Origin of the sequence: Kitasatospora sp. NPDC091335, from assembly GCF_044757205.1 — a bacterium.
Lineage (GTDB): Bacteria > Actinomycetota > Actinomycetes > Streptomycetales > Streptomycetaceae > Kitasatospora.
The window spans coordinates 74,311-89,831 of record NZ_JBIVUM010000006.1 but is presented as its reverse complement, the minus strand read 5'-3'; the positions used below and the strand labels follow the sequence as shown (position 1 = coordinate 89,831).

15 protein-coding genes are annotated in these 15,521 nt (G+C 72.5%); 6 read left to right on the top strand and 9 right to left on the bottom strand.

Going from position 1 to position 15,521, the window contains the following annotated elements; all coding sequences use genetic code 11:
- Positions 1-36: 36 nt before the first annotated feature.
- Together ACIQOW_RS16070 and ACIQOW_RS16065 are read right to left on the bottom strand one after the other, a co-directional pair.
- Complete coding sequence (locus tag ACIQOW_RS16070) at positions 37-1,140, bottom strand: enoyl-CoA hydratase/isomerase family protein (protein ID WP_401084720.1); 1,104 nt, start codon at positions 1,138-1,140, stop codon at positions 37-39.
- Between the two features lie 218 nt (positions 1,141-1,358).
- Positions 1,359-2,036: a TetR/AcrR family transcriptional regulator gene (locus ACIQOW_RS16065; protein ID WP_401084717.1), complete on the bottom strand. Its 678-nt coding sequence runs from the start codon at positions 2,034-2,036 to the stop codon at positions 1,359-1,361.
- Between the two features lie 99 nt (positions 2,037-2,135).
- On the opposite strand from ACIQOW_RS16065, the gene ACIQOW_RS16060 reads away from it, so the two are divergent.
- Entirely contained in the window at positions 2,136-2,906 is a 771-nt protein-coding gene (locus ACIQOW_RS16060) for an SDR family oxidoreductase (protein ID WP_401084715.1), read from the top strand.
- 118 nt (positions 2,907-3,024) lie between these two features.
- On the opposite strand, the gene fahA is transcribed toward ACIQOW_RS16060, so the two are convergent.
- The 5 genes from fahA to ACIQOW_RS16035 all read right to left on the bottom strand — a co-directional run bounded on the left by fahA (position 3,025) and on the right by ACIQOW_RS16035 (position 9,383).
- The gene (gene fahA, locus ACIQOW_RS16055; protein ID WP_401084713.1) at positions 3,025-4,248 is read right to left on the bottom strand and encodes a fumarylacetoacetase; all 1,224 of its coding nucleotides are present in this window, start codon (positions 4,246-4,248) and stop codon (positions 3,025-3,027) included.
- Entirely contained in the window at positions 4,245-5,210 is a 966-nt protein-coding gene (locus ACIQOW_RS16050) for a hypothetical protein (protein WP_401084711.1), read from the bottom strand. The genes fahA and ACIQOW_RS16050 overlap by 4 nt, the downstream gene beginning before the upstream one ends.
- Positions 5,207-6,409, bottom strand: coding sequence for a homogentisate 1,2-dioxygenase (locus tag ACIQOW_RS16045; protein WP_401084708.1), 1,203 nt, complete (start codon positions 6,407-6,409; stop codon positions 5,207-5,209). Before ACIQOW_RS16045 ends, ACIQOW_RS16050 begins: the two co-directional genes overlap by 4 nt.
- Before the next feature lie 97 nt (positions 6,410-6,506).
- A complete protein-coding gene (hppD, locus tag ACIQOW_RS16040) occupies positions 6,507-7,721 on the bottom strand; it encodes a 4-hydroxyphenylpyruvate dioxygenase (protein WP_401084705.1) in 1,215 nt (404 codons plus the stop codon).
- 231 nt (positions 7,722-7,952) lie between these two features.
- A complete protein-coding gene (locus ACIQOW_RS16035; RefSeq protein WP_401084703.1) occupies positions 7,953-9,383 on the bottom strand; it encodes a phosphoribosyltransferase family protein in 1,431 nt (476 codons plus the stop codon).
- Positions 9,384-9,724: 341 nt separating this feature from the next.
- Between ACIQOW_RS16035 and ACIQOW_RS16030 the strand changes: the two genes are divergently transcribed.
- The 4 genes from ACIQOW_RS16030 (at position 9,725) to ACIQOW_RS16015 (ending at position 12,175) form a co-directional block, all read left to right on the top strand.
- Positions 9,725-10,144 (top strand): hypothetical protein, encoded by a 420-nt coding sequence (locus ACIQOW_RS16030; protein WP_401084700.1) that lies wholly within the window; start codon positions 9,725-9,727, stop codon positions 10,142-10,144.
- Positions 10,141-10,551 (top strand): hypothetical protein, encoded by a 411-nt coding sequence (locus ACIQOW_RS16025; protein ID WP_188300716.1) that lies wholly within the window; start codon positions 10,141-10,143, stop codon positions 10,549-10,551. The genes ACIQOW_RS16030 and ACIQOW_RS16025 overlap by 4 nt, the downstream gene beginning before the upstream one ends.
- A 36-nt stretch (positions 10,552-10,587) precedes the next feature.
- Positions 10,588-11,250 (top strand): hypothetical protein, encoded by a 663-nt coding sequence (locus tag ACIQOW_RS16020; RefSeq protein ID WP_401084696.1) that lies wholly within the window; start codon positions 10,588-10,590, stop codon positions 11,248-11,250.
- A 214-nt stretch (positions 11,251-11,464) separates the two neighbouring features.
- Positions 11,465-12,175, top strand: coding sequence for a response regulator (locus ACIQOW_RS16015; protein WP_401084693.1), 711 nt, complete (start codon positions 11,465-11,467; stop codon positions 12,173-12,175).
- A gap of 165 nt (positions 12,176-12,340) precedes the next feature.
- Here ACIQOW_RS16015 and ACIQOW_RS16010 read toward each other — a convergent pair whose 3' ends face one another.
- Entirely contained in the window at positions 12,341-14,056 is a 1,716-nt protein-coding gene (locus tag ACIQOW_RS16010; protein ID WP_401084690.1) for an acyl-CoA dehydrogenase family protein, read from the bottom strand.
- Positions 14,057-14,238: 182 nt separating this feature from the next.
- Positions 14,239-14,793 carry a PadR family transcriptional regulator gene (locus ACIQOW_RS16005; protein WP_401084687.1) on the bottom strand — a complete coding sequence of 185 codons (555 nt, stop codon included), beginning with the start codon at positions 14,791-14,793 and terminating at the stop codon, positions 14,239-14,241.
- A gap of 212 nt (positions 14,794-15,005) precedes the next feature.
- Here ACIQOW_RS16005 and ACIQOW_RS16000 point away from each other — a divergent pair, with 212 nt between their 5' ends.
- A complete protein-coding gene (locus ACIQOW_RS16000) occupies positions 15,006-15,452 on the top strand; it encodes an SPW repeat protein (protein WP_401085284.1) in 447 nt (148 codons plus the stop codon).
- The last annotated feature ends 69 nt before the right edge of the window (positions 15,453-15,521 follow it).

Sequence of the window (15,521 nt, the reverse complement as noted above, 5' to 3'; positions counted from 1 at the left end):
GGCTCCAGGTGTGCCGGTGGGAGGTCGGGGGCCGGATCAGGCGAGGCCCGGTGCGTCGCCCTCGCGCGGCGCGAGGCCAAGTTCATCACCCTCGCGTGGCGCGAAGGAGCGGGCGACGTCCGCCTCCGTCACCTCGGCGAGCGTGCCGGGCCTCCAGCGGGGGCTGCGGTCCTTGTCGATCACCTGCGCGCGGATGCCCTCGACCATGTCGTGGCTCTCCAGCGCGGCGCAGGAGATCCGGTACTCCTGGTCGAGCACGGCCTCCAGCGAGGGGAGCGTGCGGGCGCGGCGCAGCGCGGCCAGGGTGGTCTTGACGGCGGTGGGGGAGTTCGCCAGGACGGCTTCGGCGGCCTCCTTGGCCTCCGGGACACCGGAGTCCAGCAGCCGGTCGACGATCTCCTCGACCGTGTCGGCCGCGTAGCAGGAGTCGATCCACGGGCGCTGGGCGGCCAGCGCGGCGGGCGGCGCGGGCTCGGCGTGCGCGGCGACGAGGGCGGCGATCCCGGCGGTGGTGCTGCCGGCCGTCGCGGCGGTGGTCCGGCCCAGGGCTTCGAGCAGCCCGGGGATGCGCGATGAGGGCACGAAGTGGTCCGCGAACCCGCAGAGCAGGGCGTCGCCCGGGCCCATCGAGGCCGCGGTGAGCCCGAGGTGGGTGCCCAACTCGCCCGGGGCGTGGGCGAGCAGGCGGCTGCCGCCGACGTCCGGGGCGATGCCGATCCGGGTCTCGGGCATCGCGACCGTGGAGCGCTCGGTGACGATCCGCACCGCGCCGTGGGCGGACACGCCGACGCCGCCGCCCATGGTGATGCCGTCCAGCACCGCGACGTACGGCTTCGGGTAGCGGGCGATCAGCGCGTTCAGCCGGTACTCGTCGCGGAAGAACGCCCGGGTGCCGGCCCCGCCCGTCTTGGCGTCGTCGTGCATCGCCCGGATGTCGCCGCCCGCGCACAGGCCGCGCTCGCCCGCGCCGGTCAGGACGACGGCGCGTATCCGGTCGTCCGCGGCCCAGTCGTCCAGGGTGGCGCGCAGGGCGGTGACCATGCCGTGGGTCAGCGAGTTGAGCGCCCGCGGACGGTCCAGTACGAGCCGTCCGACGCCGCCGTCCAGGAAGGCCCGGACCTCCGCCACCTCTGTGCTCATCGGGTCCCGCTCCCGTCCCTCGGTGATGCCGACGTCCGTCGGAGCCTGCCGGTGTCCACCGGGCTCCGTGGCCGTCCGCTGTCCGTACCCGCCGGTTCCGCCGTTCCTCCTGGCCCCGGCCGGATTCCGCGGTCCACCGTACCGGGGGAGGCGGGCGGTTGTGATCACCGGGCCGGGGGTGGGGCGGGCCGGGGGAGAGCCGGGGTGTGCGGCCCGGCTCAGGGCCAGGCGCGCAGGGCGAGTTCGGCGATGCGGGTCAGGTCGGCGGTGGTGGCGCCGTCCCTGGCCTGCTGGGACATTCCCTGGAGGACCGTGCCGAAGTAGCCGGCCAGTGTCTTCGGATCGGCCTCGGGCGGCAGCTCGCCGTCCTGCCGGGCCCGGTGCAGCCGCTCCTCGAAGGTCCGCAGGTTCCCGTTGCGCAGCTCGCGCAGCCGGTCCTGGATGCCGGCGTCCTGCGGGGTGACGTTGGTGGCCGCGGAGATCATCAGGCAGCCGGCCGGGTGCGACGGGTCGGCGTAGACGGCGGCGGCCTCGCGCAGGATGCGGGCGAAGGCGTCGTGCGCGGTGGGTTCCTCCTCCAGCGCGACGGTCACGAACGCGCCGACGGGGGAGCGGCCGTACCGGCGGACGACCTCCTCGAACAGCGACTCCTTGTCGCCGAAGGCCGCGTACAGGCTGCCGGGGCGGATGCCCATGGCGGAGGTGAGGTCGGTGACCGAGGTGGCTTCGTAGCCGTGCTGCCAGAAGAGCCGGGTGGCCGCGGTGAGCACCTCGTCCCGGTCGAAGGCCGGCGGGCGGCCGCGTCGGGGGGCCGATGCGGGGGCCGATGTGGGGGTCGGCGTGGGGGCGGTCGCCCCGCCTTCCGGTGCTGCTTTCGCCTTCTGCGCCGCTGTCATGCGCTGAATTTTAGAGCACTCACTCAAGAAATGTGTGCTAGCTTCTTTTTTGAGCGATCGCTCAATAACTATCGGGATGCAGCAGAAGGGGGCTCAGCCATGGGCGCGTACGGACTTCAGGGCAGGACGGCGCTGGTCACGGGCGGCAGCAGGGGGATCGGCCGGGCCATCGCCCGCCGGCTCGGGCGGGACGGCGCCACCGTCGCCGTCGGGTACGCCCGGGACGAGGCGGCCGCGGAGGAGGTGGTCGCGGGCATCCGCGCCGACGGCGGGCGGGCCTTCGCGTTGCCCTCCGCGCTCGGGAGGTACGGTGACGCCGTCGCGCTGTGGGAGGCCTTCGACGAGCGGATAAGCGGGCACGCGCCCACCGGAGGCGTCGACATCATCGTGAACAACGCCGGGATCGGACGCAGCTCCGACCTCGCGGGCCTGACGGAGGAGGAGTTCGACGAGGTCTTCGCGGTCAATGTCCGCGCGCCGTTCTTCATCGTCAAGCACGGGCTGGAGCGGCTGCGCGACGGCGGTCGGATCATCAACGTCTCCAGCGGCCTGGCCCGGATGGCGATGCCGGAGATCATGGCCTACGGCGCGACCAAGGGCGCCCTGGACACCTTCTCGCTCAACCTGGCCCAGCAGCTCGGGTCGCGCGGGATCACCGTCAACTCCGTGGCGCCCGGGATCATCGACACCGACCTCAACGCGGGCTGGCTGGCCGACCCGGAGGCGAGGGCGCAGGCGGCCGCGCTCGCCGCGCTCGGCCGGGTCGGGGCGCCGGAGGACATCGCGGACATCGTCGCCTTCCTCGCCTCGGACGACGCGCGGTGGATGACCGGGCGCGTGGTCGATGCCACCGGAGGCTCCCGGTTGTAGGCAGGGGCGGGCAAACAGATGACAGCTGACAGATGATGAAAGCTGTCAGCTGTCATCCGTTATCTGTAATCCGTTATCTGTTACCCGCGGCTTGTCACCTGCCGCCGCCCGGGACCCTTCAGCCCCGCACCCGCCCCGAGACCTCGCCGAAGCCGACCACGGCGCCGTCCGGCCCGGGCGCGGTGGCGGTGATGGTCACCTCGTCACCGTCCTCCAGGAAGGCCCGGGTCGTCCCGTCCGGCAGCTTGAGCGGTTCCTCGCCGTTCCAGGTCAGCTCGATCAGCGCACCCCGGGTGTCCCGCTCGGGCCCGCTGACCGTCCCCGAGGCGAACAGGTCGCCGGTGCGCAGCGAGGCGCCGTTGACGGTCATGTGGGTCAGCTGCTGCTGCGCCGTCCAGTACATCGTGGCGAACGGCGGCCGGGAGACCGGGTGCCCGTTCAGCCGGACCTCCATCGCCAGGTCCAGCCCCCACGGCTCGCGGCCCCGGTCGTCCAGGTACGCCAGCGGCTCGACGTCGCGCTCCGGCGGCGCGATCCGGGCGTGCTCCAGGGCATCCAGCGGGACGATCCACGGTGAGACCGAGGTCGCGAAGGACTTGCCGAGGAACGGGCCGAGCGGCACGTACTCCCAGCCCTGGATGTCGCGCGCCGACCAGTCGTTGAGCAGGCAGACGCCGAACACGTGCTCGCGGAAGTCGTCCATCACGACCGGTCGGCCCAGCTCCGACGGCGTGCCGACGACGAAGCCGACCTCGGCCTCGATGTCCAGCCGACGGGACGGCCCGAAGCTCGGCGCGGCGTCGGCCGGCGCCTTGCGCTGCCCGTGCGGCCGCACCACCGGAGTGCCGGAGACCACGACCGTGCCCGCCCGCCCGTGGTAACCGATCGGCAGGTGCTTCCAGTTGGGGGTGAGCGCCTCCGAACCCGGGCGGAGGATCCGGCCCAGGTTGGTGGCGTGGTGCTCCGAGGCGTAGAAGTCGACGTAGTCGGCGACCTCGAACGGCAGGTGCAGCTCCACCTCGTCGGCCGGCAGCAGCGCGGGCGACAGTGCCTCGCGGAACGACTCGTCGGTGAGCCAGGTGGTGAGGTCCGCCCGCACCCGGGTCCAGACCGGACGCCCGGCCGCCATCAGCGGGTTGAGCGAGTCCGCGTCCAGCAGCACGGACGGCGCGCCGACCGCACGGGCGGCCGCCCCGGCGTCCAGCACGAAGTCCCCGACACGCACGCCGATCCGGCGCCGCCCGGGCCGGTCGGCGGCGGTGAAGACGCCGTACGGCAGGTTGTGCACGCCGAACGGCGAGTCCTGGGCGCTGGCGAGCCAGCTGCTGGGGGTGGTGCTCAACGGTCCTCCTGGTGCAGTGGACTGGGCGGCGGGAGCAGGCCGAGCGCGGCCAGGTCGCCCAGGGGTTCGGTGATGCTACAGGTGCCGAACGCGGTGAACGAGTTTCGGATCACCGTGACCTGACGGTCCGTCAGTGCGCGCGCCGCCTTGGCCAGCACCTCGCCGTCGCGCTCCGCCAGCACCGTCGCCGCCGTGGCCCGGTCGGTCTCCTGCGCGGCCAGCAGCACGTTCAGGAAGCCGTGGTGCTCGAAGCCGGTCTCCGGGTCGGTGTGCCGGACGGCGTTGTGCAGCCCGGCCGTGCACTTGTACGGCAGTCCACGCCGCGCGCAGCCGGTGAGGAAGGCGGCCAGCTCATCCTCGTCCGGGAACGCCTCGGCGACCACCCCGCCGGTGCGGAACTTCGCCCGGTACGGGCTGTCCAGCAGCACGTCCAGGACGGCGTCCAGCCCGTCCCCGCGCAGGAGTTCGCGCGGAACCTCGACGGCGGCCGGGACGCCCGGCGGCAGCAGCCGGTCGAGCTCGGCCACCGCCTCGGCGGCGTCCCGGGTGGCCAGCTCGACGCCGGCCAGCTCGAACGGCGCGACGGCGGCGAGCGCCTGGGCGAGCTCGGTGCTGCCCCCCGGCAGCACCAGCCCGACCTTGAGCGGCCAGTCGCCCGCCGCCGGGCCGTCCGCCCCCGCTGTGCCCCCCTCGGCCGCGGCGGCCGTCACCGCCGCGGAGTCCGTGGCCGCGGAAGCGTCCGCGGCTGCCGGGGAGTTCACGACCGCCGCGGCCAACTCGCGCAGCCGGCCAGCCCCGCAGAGGAGCGGCCCGACGGCCTCGGCGTACCAGGCCGCCCGGTGCGCCCGGTGCGCGGGCACCGCCTCGACGACCGGCAGGTTCCCCGGTGGGAACACCGCCGCGTCGTCGAACAGGCCGCGGAACAGTTCGGGGATCACACCCCCCGGGGGCAGTGCGCTCATCGCCCCGGCCCCCGACCGGACCAGGTCCAGGCGTAGTCGGGGTCCTCGGTGGCCCGGCCGCCCTCGCCGAGCTCCAGCGGGCGGAAGGTGTCCACCATGACGGCCAGCTCGTCGAAGAAGTCCACGCCGATGCTGCGCTCGTACGCCCCGGGCTGCGGCCCGTGGGTGTGTCCGCCCGGGTGCAGCGAGATCGAGCCCTGGCCGATGCCCGAGCCCTTGCGGGCCGCGTAGTCGCCGCCGCAGTAGAACATGACCTCGTCGCTGTCCACGTTGGCGTGGTAGTAGGGCACCGGGATCGACAGCGGGTGGTAGTCCACCTTGCGCGGAACGAAGTTGCAGATCACGAAGCCGTTGCCCTCGAACACCTGGTGGGCCGGCGGCGGCTGGTGGATCCGGCCGGTGATCGGCTCGAAGTCCTTGATGTTGAAGGCGTACGGGTACAGGCAGCCGTCCCAGCCGACCACGTCGAAGGGGTGGTGCGGCACGGTGTAGCGGGTGCCCGAGATCCCGTTCGGGCCGCGGTGCTTGACCAGCACGTCGACGTCCCCGGGGGCGTCGGCGACCAGCGGGCCGACCGGCCCGCGGAAGTCCCGCTCGCAGTACGGCGCGTGTTCCAGCAGCTGCCCGTACTTGGACAGGTAGCGCTTGACCGGGGTGATGTGGCTGTTCGCCTCGATGCAGTACGCGCGCAGCGGCTCGTCGCCGGCCGGCACCCAGCGGTGGGTGGTGGCGCGCGGGATGACCACGTAGTCGCCCTGCCCGACCTCGATCGAGCCGAACACCGTCTCGACCGTGCCGGAACCGGACTCCACGTACACGCACTCGTCGCCGAGCCCGTTGCGGTAGAGCGCGCTCGGGGCCCCGGCGGCGACGTACGAGATCCGTACGTCGCCGTTGCCGAGGACCAGCCGGCGGCTGCCGACGGCGTCCGCGGACTTCCAGTCCTGGTCCGCGAACAGCTCGTGCAGCTTGAGGTGACGAGGGAGGAGCGGGTGGTTGGGCACCGTGGACTGGTCCGGCAGCTCCCACGGCACCGCGTTGACCACCGCCGAGGGGATGCCCCGGTGGTAGAGGAGGGAGGAGTCCGAGGAGAAGCCCTCCTCGCCCATCAACTCCTCGTAGTACAGCCCGCCTTCGGGGGTGCGGTGCTGGGTGTGCCGCTTGGGCGGGATGCTGCCCAGCTGCCGGTAGTACGCCATCTCCGTGGTCCTCCTCGACCGTTTGGCAGAGATCCGTTCGTCAGGGCCCCTCGGAGTCCCTCAGGGCTCGCCGGAGCCCGTCAGAGCTCTCCGACGCTCACAGGTTGCCGCGGCGGTCCTGCTCGCGCTCGATGGACTCGAAGAGCGCCTTGAAGTTGCCCTTGCCGAAGCCGAGCGAACCGTGCCGCTCGATGAACTCGTAGAAGACGGTGGGGCGGTCGCCGATCGGCTTGGTGAAGATCTGGAGCAGGTAGCCGTCCTCGTCGCGGTCGACCAGGATGCCGCGCTTCTTCAGCTCCTCGATCGGCACCCGGACCTTGCCGATCCGCTCGCGCAGCTCCGGGTCGTCGTAGTAGGCGTCCGGGGTGTTGAGGAACTCCACACCGCGGGCCCGCAGCACGTCCACGGTGGTGAGGATGTCGTTGGTGGCGAGCGCCATGTGCTGGCAGCCGGGGCCGGTGTAGAACTCCAGGTACTCGTCGATCTGGGACTTCTTCTTGGCGATGGCCGGCTCGTTGAGCGGGAACTTCACCCGGTGGTTGCCGCTGGCGACGACCTTGGACATCAGCGCGGAGTACTCGGTGGCGATGTCGTCGCCGACGAACTCGGCCATGTTCACGAAGCCCATGACGCGGTTGTAGAACGTCACCCACTCGTTCATCCGGCCCAGTTCGACGTTGCCGACGGCGTGGTCGAGGGCCTGGAAGAGGCGCTTGGGCGAGCCCTCCGGGTGGGTGACCTTGCTCTCCGCGACGACGTAGCCCGGCAGGTACGGGCCGTGGTAGCGGGAGCGGTCGATCAGGGTGTGGCGGGTCTCGCCGTAGGTGGCGATGGCCGCGCGGCGCACGGTGCCGTTCTCGTCCGAGATGTCGTTCGGCTCCTCCAGAACGGTGGCGCCGCACGCGCGGGCGTGCTCGATGCACTTGTCGACGTCCGGGACCTCCAGGGCGAGGTCGACGACGCCGTCGCCGTGGCGGCGGTGGTGTTCCAGCAGCGGGCTGTCCGGCTGGACGCCGCCCTTGATCACGAAGCGGCAGGAGCCGGAGCGCAGCACGTACGCCTTGCGGTCCCGGCGGCCGGTCTCGGGGCCGGAGTAGGCGACCAGCTCCATGCCGAAGACGACCTGGTAGAACTGGGCCGTCTGGGTGGCGTTGCCGACCACGAAGACGACCGCGTCCTGGGCCGTCACCGGGAACGGATCGGCGGCCGCGTCGTGCTCGACGAGGCCGACGAGGCGGCGCAGCTGGTCGGCGTCAAGACCGGCCTCGCGCTCCTCGGGGGTCAACTCAAGGGCGTGGGACTGCGGGGTCATCGCTCGTTCCTCCACTTCGGGCCTCGCCGTCGAGGCTTCCGCTGGATCGCCACCACACCGCGAACGGGTGGGCGGTGTGGTTGCGGAGAGCTTGCTCCTGTCGGAGTGGTTGGGCAACAGGTCGGATTCTGACTGCTCAATGTGTACAAGATGATTAGAAAATCCCGCGGTCCGCTGCGCAAAATGTGCTGCTGACCGGGGGTGACGCACGAAGTCTGCGCAATGGGGCGATCACGCACTTCCGGGGTTGACGGGGAGCGGGAGGTGGCGGAGGAACCAGCCGGAGGCCAGCTCGGCGACCCGGTCGAGGGTCCCCGGCTCCTCGAACAGGTGGCTCGCGCGCGGCACCACCATCAGCTCGCTCGCACAGCGCAGCCGACTGCGGGCCTGCCGGTTGAGGTCGAGCACGGTCGGATCCAGGGAACCGACGAGGAGCAGCGTCGGGGCGCGCACCCGGGTCAGCACGTCCGGCGTGGCGAGGTCGGGCCGGCCGCCCCGGGAGACCACGGCGCGCACCGCCGGGCCCAGGTCGGCGGCGGTGTGCAGCGCGGCGGCGGCGCCGGTGCTGGCGCCGAACAGGCCGAGCGGCAGGCCCTGGGTCTCGGGCACCGGGTCGTCCGGGCGGTCCGGGTGGTTCGGGCGGTCGGGGTCGTCGGGGTCGTCCGGGGTGTGTTCCGCCGCGCCCAGTCGCCGGGCGACGGCGCTCAGCCGGGAGCCCAGCAGCGCCACGTCGAACACGTTCCGGCGGTCGGCCTCCTCGTCCTCGGTGAGCAGGTCGAAGAGCAGTGTGGCCAGTCCGGTGTGGTTCAGGTACTCGGCGACGTGCCGGTTGCGCGGGCTGAGCCGACCGCTGCCGCTGCCGTGCGCGAAGACGACGACACCGCGCGCGCCGGCCGGGACGGTCAGCCGGCCCGCGAGACGGACTCCGGCGACGGGCAGCAGCAGCTCGCGGTCGACCGCGGCGGGGCCGGTGGACGGACCGCTCCCGATCCCGCCGCCGCCCCCCTCCCTGGCCTTCGCCAGCAGTCGCAGCACCTCCTCGTCCTGGGTCTGCGAGAAGTCGGTGTAGAACTCGCCGATCGCGAAGAACGGGGACGGCGTGCCGACGCAGACCAATTCGTCGGCGACCTCGTCCAGGCGCTCGGTCCAGTCCGCGGGCGCCACCGGGACGGCGAGCACCACCCGGGCCGCGCCGCGCTCCCGGACGATCCGGCAGGCCGCCCGGGCGGTCGACCCGGTGGCGATGCCGTCGTCCACCACGACCACCGTGCGGCCGCGCAGGTCGGCGGGCGGCCGGTCGCCCCGGTAGCGGCGGGCCCGGCGCGCCAGTTCGGCGCGCTCCTGCCGCTCGACCTCGGCCAACTGCTCGTCGGTGACCGCGGAGAACCGGATGACCTGTTCGTTCAGCACCCGGACGCCGTCCTCGCCGATCGCCCCCATGCCCAGCTCGGGTTGGTAGGGCACGCCGAGCTTGCGGATCACGCAGATGTCCAGCGGTGCGCCGAGCGCCGAGGCGACCTCGGCTGCCACCGGCACGCCGCCCCTCGGCAGCGCCACGACCACGGTGTCGGGGCCGGCCAGACGGCCGAGCCGGGCGGCCAGCCGACGGCCCGCCTCGGTGCGGTCGGCGAAGCGGGTGAAGTGGGTTCCGGTGACGTGCATGACACGGCCTCCGGTTCCACCGTACGTCGTTCCGCTCGGCTCGGGGCGGTCGCGGGCGGGCCCACGGCGGGTGCGGGCGGCGGCCGGGGGACGGAGCCGGGGACCGGTCCTGACTGGATCCTGACCGGTCCTGACCGCCGTGCAGGCGGGGAGGGGCCGGGGCGGGACCACGGGTGGGATCCCAGGTGGGATCGGGCCTGGGACGGGGCCGGGATCGCGGGTGGGATCGGGCCGGGAGCCGGACGGGACGACGCCCCCGTGTGGCCGGGACAGCGGGCGGCGCAGGGTGGACCGCAGAGGCGGACCACAGAGCCCGCCCGCGACCGGAAGGAGCGCCTGTCATGTCGGGAACCGTCATCACCGACCTGCGGCGACGAGGTGCGGTCGACCCCGGCCGACTGCTCGCCGGTCCGCTGCGCGGCGTCGGGCTGCAACGGCTCGACCCGGGCCACCGCACCGAGGTGGCCGCCGACGGCGTCGAGCACGCGATCTACGTCACCGCCGGTTCCGGTCTCGCCGACCTGCCCGAGAGCTTCGAGCACCCCGACCACGCGGACGGCCCGGCACCCGAGGACCGCCCGGAATCCGTCGGCGTCGGCCTGCCGCTGGTCGAGGGCACCGCCGTCGTGCTGCCGCTCGGCTCGCGGACCGTCCTGACCGCCGGGCTGGCCGGGCTGGAGTTCTTCCACGCCATGCTCGCCGTCCCCGTCTCCTCCTCAGCCCCGTCCGAAGCCCCTCCCGAAGGAGGCGACCCCAGGTGATCGTCACCACCGACACCGGCTCCGCCATGGTCGTCATCGGCCCGAACGGCGAGCGCGTACGGATCCGCTCCCTCGCCCGGCGCCCGATGCTCGCCAGCGCCTGCGAGGCCTTCGACCACCTGCGGCTGAGCCCGGGCGCCCACCACGTCCTCCCGGGCCGGTCCGACACCGAGACCGTCCTGCACGTGCTGCGCGGCGCCGCCGTCGTCGGCCGACTCTCCGGCGAGCCTGACCACCTGGCCTCCGAAGGGGACCTGCTGCTGGCCCGCCGCGGCCGCACGCTGCACCTCGAAGCCGGGCCGCTCGGCGTGGAACTGCTCCGTCTGACCCTCGCCGTCCCCCGGCATTCGGCCGCCACCCGGGCCGCCCTGGCCCGGCGCCGCGCCGCCCGCTGCGACCGGCCCTGACCGGTCCTGCCCGTCCTCGTCCGGAGGAGGCCTCTCGTGATTCTCGTCCCCGCTGCCGTGCCCCGCACCGCGCCCGCCTTCCAGCGGCTGATCGACCCGGAGCAGCGGCCGGCCGTCCGCGCCGGACTGACCGTCGAGGCGCTGCCGCCGGGTGTCCGGGTCGAGCAACTTCCCTACGAATCCGTCGAGTCGGTGACGGTGGTGCTCTCCGGCCGACTGTTCGCGGCCGGCCGGATCCTCTGCCCGGGCGAGGCGTTGCACCACCGGCCCGGCACCTCCTACCGGATCTCAGCCGTCCGCGGCGCGCCGACCACCGTGCTCACGGTCCGCCCCACGCCCAGGGCCGACATCCCCGCTCAGCGGTCGGACTCCCGGTCCGCCCGGAGCTGGCGGCAGGTGGACGTGGGCACGGCGCGGATCGACCCGGGCGGCACCTGCGGACCGTACCGGGACCGGGCGGCCGACGCCTTCCTGCTGGTCCTCACCGGGGCCGCCGTCTTCCTCGGTGACCTCGGCGAAGAGTCACTGCTCCCCGGCGACCTGGTCTACGTCAGGGCGGGGGAGCAGTACGGTCTCCGGGTCGGCCGGCGCGGACCGGTCACCGTCGTGCTGGGCCGGGTCGGCGCACCCGGCGCCGTTCCGGGACCGGAGTGGGGCGACAGGCCCACGTGCTCGGGGCAGACCGGTCCGCAGGGGTGAGGCCGGGGCGATCCCTCGCCTCGCTCCGGTCGGCCGCGGTGGTGGCAACAGACAGCTGACAGATTTCAAAATCTGTCAGCTGTTTGTTGTTATCTGTCGGCTGTCATCTGTCATCTGCCGGTCGTCGCCCGCCGCCGGGACGGCCCCGACACGCGGGCGGCCTCCCGGGGTCGTCACGGAAAGTCACGCGATGGCCGCTGATAGTGTCGGCCGGGTGGATGAAGAACAGCCGGTGGCACCCTCGGAACCGGGTGACGCCCCGTCCGTCCGGGTGCTGATCGTCGATGACCACCCCCTGTTCCGGGAGGGCCTCAGGGCGGCGCTGGAGAGTGCCGAGGGCGTCCTCGTGGTCGCCGAGGCCGAGCGGGTCGCCGACGTCCCGGAGGCGGTGGCCCGGCACCGTCCGACCGTGGTGATCATGGACCTCTCGCTGCCCGACGGCTCCGGACTGGAGGCCGTCCGGCAGCTCGCCACCCGGGAGGCACCACCGCCGGTGCTGATGCTGACCATGTCGGACGACGACGGGAACCTGCTCGCCGCCCTCCAGGCGGGCGCGCGCGGTTACCTGGTGAAGGGCGCCGGGCGCGAGGAGGTGCTGCACGCGGTGCGGACGGTCGCCGCGGGCGGCGCGGTGTTCGGCGGCGAGGTGGCCGGCCGGATCACCGCCCTGCTGGCCGGGGCGAGGATGCGCGAGGCGGGGCAGCTCTTCCCCGAACTCACCGCCCGCGAGGCCGAGGTGCTGGACCTGGTCGCGCGCGGGCTGGACAACCGGCGGATCGCCCGCGAGCTGGTGGTCGCGGAGAAGACCGTCCGCAACCACATCACCCACATCTTCGAGAAGCTGCACGTCGCCACGCGCGCCGAGGCCGTCGCCCGGGCCCGCGACATGGGCCTCGGCGACGGCGGGACCCGCCAGGAGAGGTGAACCGGGGGTGCCGGCCCGCCGACCGGCACCCCCGGGGTCTCGGTGCTTCCGGACGTCTTCTCCGTACGTCCTTTCCGAAACCCGCTTTCGCCCGCCGCCTCCGGAGGTCCTCTCCGGACGCCCTCTCCGGAGGTCGCCTCCGGAGGCGGTCTTTGAGCGCCGTTGCTACGGCTGCATCTCGTACGCGCCGGAGAGCGCCTCGACCCGCGTCCACACCCGGGCGTCCCGGGCCGGGTCGGCGACCGGGCGGCGGACGTTCGCCAGCGCCCAGCCGGCCTGCTCCTCGGTGGCGGAGGCCTTGCCGTGCAGCTCGGTGGCGTGCGCGGAGAAGTCGCGGACCAGTGCGTCGAAGATCCGGTCCAACAGGTCCCCGCCGTGCTCGGAGGCGGTCAGACCGGTCAGCTCGGCCTGCTCCAGCACCAGCTGGCCGTAGACGATCAGCGCGAACAGCTGGCCGATCTCCAGCAGGAAGTCCAGGTCCGCCTGCTGCTCCTTGCTCGGCGCGTTCTTGAGCAGCAACTCGCAGAACCCGTCGGCCTGTTCGCGGAAGCGGGCGACGTTGGGCAGCTGGGCGTGGCGGTCGTAGGCGGCGCGCCAGTCGTGGAAGCGGATCGCGCCGAGGCCGCGGGCCGGCCCCTGGCGGAAAAGGAAGGCGTCGTCGGTGGCGTCCAGACGGGTCGGTACCGGGGCGTAATCGGCCGGGGCGAACAGGTAGTTGCCCATGAACTTGAGGATCAGCGCCAGGTTGACGTGGACGGTGCCCTCCAGCTTCGGCAGGCCGCGGATGTCCTTCGCGGCCTTGTCGAAGTAGGTGTCCGCCTCGAAGCCCTTGGCCGCGATGACGTCCCACATCAGGTCGATGACCTTCTCGCCCTCGGTGGTGACCTTCATCTTGGTCATCGGGTTGAACAGCAGGTACCGGCGGTCCTCGGGGGAGGCGGTCCGGAAGTAGTCCACGGCCCGGCCGCTGAACAGCTTCATCGCCACCAGACGGACGTACGCGTCGGTCAACTCCCGCTTGACGTGCGGGAAGTCGGTGACCTTCCTGCCGTACAGCACCCGGTTGTCGGCGTGCGTGACGGCCTCGTACATCGCGTGCTCGCAGATGCCGATCGAGGCGGTGCAGAGGTTGAACTTGCCGACGTTGACGGTGTTGAGCGCGGCGTCGAAGGCGGCCTGGCCGGTGTGCAGCACGTCCTCGGCGCGCACCGGGTAGTCCTCCAGGCGGAACTCGCTGACGTACATCTGGGCGTTCACCACGTTCTTGACCAGGTGGTACGCCTCGTGGCGGCTGTCGGCGGCGAAGAAGACGTAGCCCTCCGGGCCCTCGACGTCCGAGCGGCGGCCGAACACCGAGACCAGGCCGGCCACGTTGCCGTTGCCGATGTAGTACTTGGAGCCGGTCGCGGTGAAGCCGCCCTCGCCGTCCGGGGTGAGGATCATGTCGGTGGAGTAGATGTCCGCGCCGTGGGTGCGCTCGGAGAGACCGAAGGCCATCACGTGGCCCTCGGCCAGCAGCTTGGCGGCGCGGGCGCGGACGGCCTCGTTCTCGCTCTGCCAGACCGGGCCGAGGCCCAGGATGGTGACCTGCCAGGTGTACCAGTAGCCGAGGCCGTAGAAGCCGAGGATCTCGTTCAGCTCGGCGATCCGCGCGGTGTCCCAGCGCTTGTCGGGGTCGGCCGTGGCGGGGGTCAGGAACTCCGCGAACAGGCCCTCCTCGGCGGCGAAGGCCAGGAAGTCGGCGTACCAGCTGCGGGCGACGTAGGTGTCGATCAGCGCCTTCTTGCCGCGGGACTCGAACCAGTCCACCGTCGCGCGCAGCAGCCGGCGGGTCGGCTCGTCGAACTGGGCGGGGTCGTAGCTGCGCGGGTTGAAGAGCATCGAGGGGCTCCCGGGGGTCGAGGGTGTCGGGGAGGGCGGGGTGACAGAGTTCAGATGACAGCTTTCAGATTCTGTTATCTGTCATCCGTGATCTGTCATTCGTCGGCTGCCGGCTGCCGGCTGCCGCATGGCGCTTGTCGATGGCCGGCGGTCGGCCGCTCGGGGCGGTCGGAGGCAGTCCGTCAGGACGGTTGGCTGCCGGCGAGGCGGCGCAGGGTGGCGAGTACGTCGTCGAGCCAGGCGAGGGTCATCCGCTCGTACTCGATGCCGCCGCGCAGCACCACGTGCTGGAGCTCCTGTCGGGCGTCGAGTGCGGTGGGGTCGGGAAAGTCCCGTTGTTCGCCGTGCAGGTAGCGGGCGAGCAGGCTGGCGTGGCCCTCGCGGTGCCGCTCGACCTCGGAGATCAGCGCGGCAGGATCGTCGAAGGCGGCGGCCCGGATCTTGACCGCGAGCTCGTGCCGGACGGTCTCCGGCTCGACCGGTTCGCGCAGCCAGCCGGCCAGCGCGGCCCGGCCGGCCTCGGCCGCCGAGTAGACCTTCTTGTCCGGTCGCCCGTCCTGGGAGACCTCCTGCGCGGCCACCCAGCCGTCCGACTCCATCCGCCGCAGCACCCGGTAGATCTGCTGGTGGGTGGCGGTCCAGAAGCGTCCGATCGAGCGGTCGAAGCGCCTGGCCAGCTCGTAGCCGGAGCCGGGCTGCTCCAGCAGCGAGACGAGGATCGCGTGCTCCAGTGCCATGGCTCGCATCCTGCTATGCAACCAGTTGCATAGGCAATGCCGACCCGGACGGTTGAGACGCAGGTCACCGCCGTGATCGGATGGTTATCCGGCATTTCCGTCCAACGGGTGCAAAACGTTAGATAAGAGCCAGAATGGGTACGGGGCAAGCGCCTTACCGGTCCCGACCACAGGAGGTGGTATCGGTGGCAACCCATATCCCGACGACGGGCATGGAGCACCATCCGGACATCGTCGAACTCCGCGAACGCTACGAGCGGGTCACCTCGACTCCTCGTGCCCAGGCCGTCGAGGCCCTGGCCGTCCTGGCCGGCCTCTTCCTGGCGGCATCGCCATGGATCGTCGGCTTCACGGCGTACAGCACCCTGACCGTGACCTGCCTGATCGTGGGTCTGGCCTACACGGCCCTGATGGCCGGCTACGGATCGGCCTACGAACGCACCCACGCGAGGGCCTGGGCGGCCGCCGCGCTCGGTGTCTGGACGATCATCTCCCCCTGGGTCGTCTCCGGGTCCGTCGCGCACGGCAAGAACATCGTGACCTGCATCATCGTGGGCGCCGTGATGTTCCTGCTCGGCCTCGCGGCGATCTCGATGGCGACCATGACGTCGAACGGAGCGTCAATGCGGCGCGGCCGGGCAGGCCGTGCCAAGGGCTGATCTTCCCCGCAGCCCGTGACCGGGGCGCGGAGGGCACAACCGCCCGCCGCGCCCCGGCCCGCGCCCGTC

What these genes read in the sequence shown, in the direction of transcription:
- ACIQOW_RS16070 (WP_401084720.1), bottom strand. Translation starts at nt 1,140, where the DNA reads ATGAGCACAGAGGTGGCGGAGGTCCGGGCCTTCCTGGACGGCGGCGTC.
- ACIQOW_RS16065 (WP_401084717.1), bottom strand. Translation starts at nt 2,036, where the DNA reads ATGACAGCGGCGCAGAAGGCGAAAGCAGCACCGGAAGGCGGGGCGACC.
- ACIQOW_RS16060 (WP_401084715.1), top strand. Translation starts at nt 2,136, where the DNA reads ATGGGCGCGTACGGACTTCAGGGCAGGACGGCGCTGGTCACGGGCGGC.
- ACIQOW_RS16050 (WP_401084711.1), bottom strand. Translation starts at nt 5,210, where the DNA reads ATGAGCGCACTGCCCCCGGGGGGTGTGATCCCCGAACTGTTCCGCGGC.
- ACIQOW_RS16045 (WP_401084708.1), bottom strand. Translation starts at nt 6,409, where the DNA reads ATGGCGTACTACCGGCAGCTGGGCAGCATCCCGCCCAAGCGGCACACC.
- hppD (WP_401084705.1), bottom strand. Translation starts at nt 7,721, where the DNA reads ATGACCCCGCAGTCCCACGCCCTTGAGTTGACCCCCGAGGAGCGCGAG.
- ACIQOW_RS16035 (WP_401084703.1), bottom strand. Translation starts at nt 9,383, where the DNA reads ATGCACGTCACCGGAACCCACTTCACCCGCTTCGCCGACCGCACCGAG.
- ACIQOW_RS16030 (WP_401084700.1), top strand. Translation starts at nt 9,725, where the DNA reads ATGTCGGGAACCGTCATCACCGACCTGCGGCGACGAGGTGCGGTCGAC.
- ACIQOW_RS16010 (WP_401084690.1), bottom strand. Translation starts at nt 14,056, where the DNA reads ATGCTCTTCAACCCGCGCAGCTACGACCCCGCCCAGTTCGACGAGCCG.
- ACIQOW_RS16005 (WP_401084687.1), bottom strand. Translation starts at nt 14,793, where the DNA reads ATGGCACTGGAGCACGCGATCCTCGTCTCGCTGCTGGAGCAGCCCGGC.
- ACIQOW_RS16000 (WP_401085284.1), top strand. Translation starts at nt 15,006, where the DNA reads ATGGAGCACCATCCGGACATCGTCGAACTCCGCGAACGCTACGAGCGG.